The sequence below is a fragment of the Nocardiopsis sp. TNDT3 genome, from assembly GCF_003427465.1.
Taxonomy (GTDB): Bacteria; Actinomycetota; Actinomycetes; order Streptosporangiales; family Streptosporangiaceae; genus Nocardiopsis; species Nocardiopsis dassonvillei.
The window spans coordinates 1-5199 of sequence record NZ_QPFC01001162.1; the positions used below are offsets into that span (position 1 = coordinate 1).

Sequence of the window (5199 nt, forward strand, 5' to 3'; positions counted from 1 at the left end):
GCCACCGTGGTGCTGGCGGTCGCGCTGTGGGGCTGGGCCAGCGCCGTGGGCGGCCCCTCGACGATGATCGGCTCCGGGCCCGACGAGGCCGAGCGCGGTCCGCTGGTCCCGCAGGTGGAGACCGACGCGACCAGCGCGGACACCAAACCGGAGGCCGGACCGACCGTGGAGCCCCCGGCCGCGCCGACGGAGTCCGCCGAACCCGGGGCCGGGACGGAGCCGCGGCAGGAGGACGGCGGCGGCAGCGGGCACCAGGCCCCCGACCCGGCTCCGGAGCGGACCACGCCCGCACCGCCCGCGCAGGAGCCGAGCCCGCCCCCCGGAGGCGAGGGCCCCGACGGCGGTCCGGACGCGCCCGAGGGGGAGGAACCCGGAGACGACGACGCCCCCGGCGGCCCGCCCGAGGAGGACGGGGACGACGACGGGGGCGGTACAGGTCTGCTCGACGGGCTGTTGGGGCTGCTCTTCGGCGGTGGCTGACGCCGGTCCCCCGCCGGCGCGGGGGGAGGGTGAGCGGGTCAGAACGGGGCGAGCAGGCGCTCGGCCGCCGTCTGGAGCCGCCGCTCCACCTCGTCCACGTCGCGGCGCCCCTTGAGGACCTCCACCAGCTCGAAGATCCACACGCTGGTCAACGAGCCCGCCAGGACGTAGCCGGTGCTGTCGCGGTCCACCTCGGCGCCGCCCTCCTCCTCGGCTCCCTCCAGGTTGCCGGTGGCCACCCGCCACACCAGGTCGGAGATGCGCACGTCGAGCTCGATCTTGACCTCGGCCATGATGAGCGAGCGCACCAGCGCGTCGGCCAGCTCCGGCTCGCGCATCAGCCCGCGCGTGGCCCGCAGCAGGACGTCGACCGCGCGTTCGGCGGGGGTGTCGGCGGTGGGCGGGCGGCGGACGATACCGCCCTCCAACAGGTCCAGCTCCTCGGTGACCACGGCCACCACCAGGTCCATCTTGGAGGGGAAGTACCGGTAGAGCGTGCCGAGGGCGACCCCCGCGCGCTCGGCCACCGAACGCATCTGCATGGCCTCGACACCACCGCGCACGGCCAGCGCGGCCGCGGTCTGCACGATGCGCCTGCGGCGCTGGGTCTGACTTCGTGACATCGTCCCACTCGCCGCCCGCACCGCCACAGGATCTCCCCTTCGTCGTCAGCCCGCGCGCTGCCCGCTCGCCGCGGCACTGATGCCCGTCGCCGACGCCCACCCGGAGGCGGCGGCTGTTACGAGAACACGTTATCCAACGGATTCCCCCGAAGACGGTCGGCCAAGCCCATGATCCTCACCTCATCGCCCGACGTAGCAGTAGCAATACGAAAAGAGGACCGGGGTTTTCGGATCGCCTGACAGGCTTTGTAGAATTTGTTCTCATTTGTGTACCGCGCATGAACACCACCCCTCCCCCGGCCGTCCGGGCGCCCGCCGCGCCGAACGCGGCGACGCGCCCCGCCGGAGCGCCACCGCAGGGCACCCGACATAGGATCCCTTACCAACCGGCCCGACGCCGGTCCGAACACAACTGCCGAGTAACATAGGCACGCGCACGCCTGTCACCGGCCGACGGCATCCGCGCCCACGGCGACCGGGCCCGCGACCCAACGAAGAGGTGGACTCTTGACCCAGTCGGGCACCACACCGAGCCCACGGCCCCGTGCCGAGCGCCCCCTGCGCGTCGCCCTGCTGTCCTACCGCAGCAAGCAGCACGTCGGCGGACAGGGCGTGTACGTCCGCCACCTCTCGCGCGAACTGGCCGCCCTGGGCCACGAGGTCACCGTCCTCTCCGGCCAGCCCTACCCCGTCCTGGACGAGGGCGTGACCCTGGAGAAGGTCCCCTCCCTGGACCTGTACAACGACGCCCACCCCTTCAAGGCCCCGCCCGTACGCGAGTGGCGCGACTGGATCGACGCCCTGGAGGTCGCCACCATGTGGACCGCCGGGTTCCCCGAGCCCCTCACCTTCTCCCTGCGCGCCAACCGCGAACTGCGCCGCCGCCTGGACGACTTCGACGTCGTCCACGACAACCAGACACTGGGCTGGGGACTGCTCGGCATCAGGTCCGCCGGGCTGCCGCTGGTCACCACCATCCACCACCCCATCAGCGTGGACCGCAGGATCGAACTGGCCGAGGCCCGGGGCCTGCACAGGCTCACCAAGCGCCGCTGGTACGGGTTCGTGGGCATGCAGGCCAGGGTCGCCCGCCGGCTCGACCCGATCCTGGTGCCCTCCCAGTCCTCCGCCGACGACATCGCCCGCGAGTTCGGCGTCGCCCCCTCCGCCATGGAGGTCACCCCGCTGGGCGTGGACACCCGCCACTTCCACCCGCGCCCCGCACTGGAGCGCGTACCGGGACGCATCGTGTGCACCGCCAGCGCCGACAGCCCCCTCAAGGGCGTGGCGGTCCTGCTGCGCGCCGCGGCCAAACTCGCCACCGAACGCGACATCACCCTGACCGTCGTCAGCAGACCCAAGCCCGGCGGCCCCACCGACCAGCTGGTGGACGAGCTGAGCCTGCGCGACCGCGTCGAGTTCGTCAGCGGCATCGACGACACCGCCCTGGCCGAACTCATCGCCAGCGCGCAGGTGGCGGTCGTCCCGTCCTTCTACGAGGGGTTCTCCCTGCCCGCGGTGGAGGCCATGGCCTGCGCCACGCCGCTGGTGGCCAGCCACGCCGGAGCGCTGCCCGAGGTCGTGGGCACCGACGGGGACGCCGGGCGCCTGGTGCCCCCGGGCGACCCCGAGGTGCTCGCCGAGGCGCTCGCCGCCCTGCTCGACGACGACGCCGAACGCGAGCGCATGGGCGCCGCCGCCTGGCGCCGGGTCCAGGAACGCTTCACGTGGAGAGCCGTCGCCGAGCTGACCGCGCGCCGCTACGCCTCCACCATCGACGCCGTGAGGGGCAACCGCCCCGTCGACGGCGACACGCGCCCCGGGCCCGCCGAGCCCGCGTCCCCGCCAGCACCCGAGCGGGCCCGCGCGAACGGCGCCTGACCGGCCCGAGCCGCGCGCCGCCCCGTCGGGCCACGCGGCGATCCACCGCCCCGCGTCCGCGGCCGCGGAGCCCCCAACCCAGATCCCCGAGCCAGATCCCCAGGGAGCCTCCACTGATCACCGTCGACTTCAACCTGTTCCCCGTCGGCCCGGGCGACCGCGTGCTCGACCTGGGCTGCGGCGGCGGCCGCCACGCCTTCGAGGTCTACCGACGCGGCGCCGACATCGTGGCCTTCGACCAGAACGTCGCCGACCTCGCCGAGGTCGAGACCATGTTCGCCGCGATGCGCCACGAGGGCGAGGCTCCCGAGGAGGCCAGGGCCGAGACCGTCAAGGGCGACGCCCTGGACATGCCCTTCGACGACGCCAGCTTCGACCGGGTGGTCGCGGCCGAGATCTTCGAGCACATCCCGCACGACACCGCCGCGATGGCCGAACTCTTCCGGGTGCTGCGGCCCGGCGGCATCGCCGCGGTGACCGTGCCCAGCTTCCTGCCCGAGCGCCTGTGCTGGGCCCTGTCGGAGGAGTACCACACCAACGAGGGCGGGCACATCCGCATCTACACGCGCGCCGAACTGGAGGCCAAGCTCAAGGACACCGGCTTCGAGATCGGCCCGCACCACCACGCGCACGCCCTGCACGCGCCCTACTGGTGGATCAAGTGCGCGGTGGGCACCGACCGGGACGACCACCCGCTCGCCAAGGCCTACCACGACATGCTGGTGTGGGACATGCTCAAGGCCCCCGCGGTGACCCGCGTCGCCGAGCGCCTGCTCAACCCGGTCATCGGCAAGAGTGTGGTCGTGTACGTGCGCAAACCGCACGACGCCTGATGTCCGTCACCCCCGCGCCCGCGCCCACCGCCGGACCGGCCCCTCACGACGCCCTGAGCCTGCCCGGCGTGCTCGACGCCGGGCAGCTGCACCGCTCGGCCTCCTACCTCGCGCGCTGTCAGGAGGACGGCGGGGCCATCCCGTGGTTCCCCGGCGGGCACACCGACGTGTGGGACCACGTGGAGTGCGCCATGGCCCTGACCGTGACCGGCCGCAGCGCGCCCGGACACGCCGAGGCGGCCCGACGCGCCTACCTGTGGCTGGCCGACAGCCGTGCGCCCGGGGGCGGGTGGCCCGCCAAGTTCCGCCAGGGCGTCCCGGTGACGCGGCTGCGCGAGGCCAACCACGCCGCCTACCCCGCCGTGGGCCTGTTCCACCACCTGCTCGTCACCGGCGACACCGCGTTCGCCGAGCGGATGTGGCCGGTGGTCGAGGAGGGACTGGAGTTCGTCCTGGCCCTGCGCGGCGAGCACGGCGAGATCCTGTGGGCCCGCTCGGAGAACGGCGCCCCCGGGGACCACGCCCTGCTGACGGTGTGCGCGAGCGTGCACCACGCGCTGCGCTGCGGCGCCGCCCTGGCCGCGCGCCTGGGCCGCTCCCGCCCCGCGTGGACGGCCGCCGCCGACCGCCTCGCGGTGCTCATCAACGGGCACGAGGACCTGTTCGCCGACCGCGGGCGCTTCTCGATGGACTGGTTCTACCCCGTCCTGGGCGGCGCCGTGCGCGGCGCCGCCGCCAAGGAGCGCATCGCCGAGCGCTGGGACCGCTTCGTGGTGCCCGGGCTGGGCGTGCGCTGCGTGAGCGACCAGCCGTGGGTGACCGCGGCGGAGACCTCGGAGCTGGTGCTGGCCCTGGCCGCCGTCGGCGACGTGGACGCGGGCGTGCGCCTCCTGCGGGACGTGCAGCACCTGCGCGACGCCGACGACGGCGCGTACTGGACGGGCTACCAGTTCGCCGAGCAGGTGCGCTGGCCGGTGGAGCGCAGCACGTGGACCTCGGCCGCCGTGATCCTGGCGGTGGACGCGCTCACCGGGACCACACCGGGCTCGCGGGTCTTCCTGCACACCTGGGACGGGGACCCCGCCGACTAGGCGGTGTTTTTGGACCGCCGCTTCGTCCCGCCCGTCGCCCGCCACCGCCCTCAGCGGACGCCTGCGGCGCGGTCCCGCTCGTGTCCGGGCGCCCTTCGATGCGGGCGCCTTCGGCGCCCAGGGCGGGTTCGCCCGTTCCTCACGAACCCGCCTCCGGCACCTCCAGAACCCCGTGGACGCCCGCCCCCGCGAACCGAGGTCGGTTCGGGCGGACAGGGCACGGTCCGCCGACCGGTGCGGATGCGTCGGAGGCCGGACACGAAGGACCCGACACACGGTGAGGGCCCCGCG

The 5199-nt window shown here is 74.2% G+C and carries 4 protein-coding genes and 1 pseudogene; 4 read left to right on the top strand and 1 reads right to left on the bottom strand.

The annotated features are described in order from the left end of the window. Positions 1-480, top strand: a pseudogene (locus DQW06_RS25150) (sigma-70 family RNA polymerase sigma factor); the annotation flags it as partial. 38 nt (positions 481-518) lie between these two features. Here DQW06_RS25150 and DQW06_RS25155 read toward each other — a convergent pair. After that, on the bottom strand, positions 519-1130 hold the full coding sequence (locus tag DQW06_RS25155; RefSeq protein WP_041552222.1) for a TetR family transcriptional regulator: 612 nt from the start codon (positions 1128-1130) through the stop codon (positions 519-521). Between the two features lie 480 nt (positions 1131-1610). On the opposite strand from DQW06_RS25155, the gene DQW06_RS25160 reads away from it, so the two are divergent. The 3 genes from DQW06_RS25160 to DQW06_RS25170 all read left to right on the top strand — a co-directional run bounded on the left by DQW06_RS25160 (position 1611) and on the right by DQW06_RS25170 (position 4908). Next, positions 1611-2984 (top strand): glycosyltransferase family 4 protein, encoded by a 1374-nt coding sequence (locus DQW06_RS25160; RefSeq protein WP_013151446.1) that lies wholly within the window; start codon positions 1611-1613, stop codon positions 2982-2984. A 113-nt stretch (positions 2985-3097) separates the two neighbouring features. Then, a complete protein-coding gene (locus DQW06_RS25165) occupies positions 3098-3817 on the top strand; it encodes a class I SAM-dependent methyltransferase (RefSeq protein ID WP_117199436.1) in 720 nt (239 codons plus the stop codon). Further along, positions 3817-4908 carry a prenyltransferase gene (locus tag DQW06_RS25170; protein ID WP_013151444.1) on the top strand — a complete coding sequence of 364 codons (1092 nt, stop codon included), beginning with the start codon at positions 3817-3819 and terminating at the stop codon, positions 4906-4908. The genes DQW06_RS25165 and DQW06_RS25170 overlap by 1 nt, the downstream gene beginning before the upstream one ends. Positions 4909-5199: the final 291 nt, after the last annotated feature.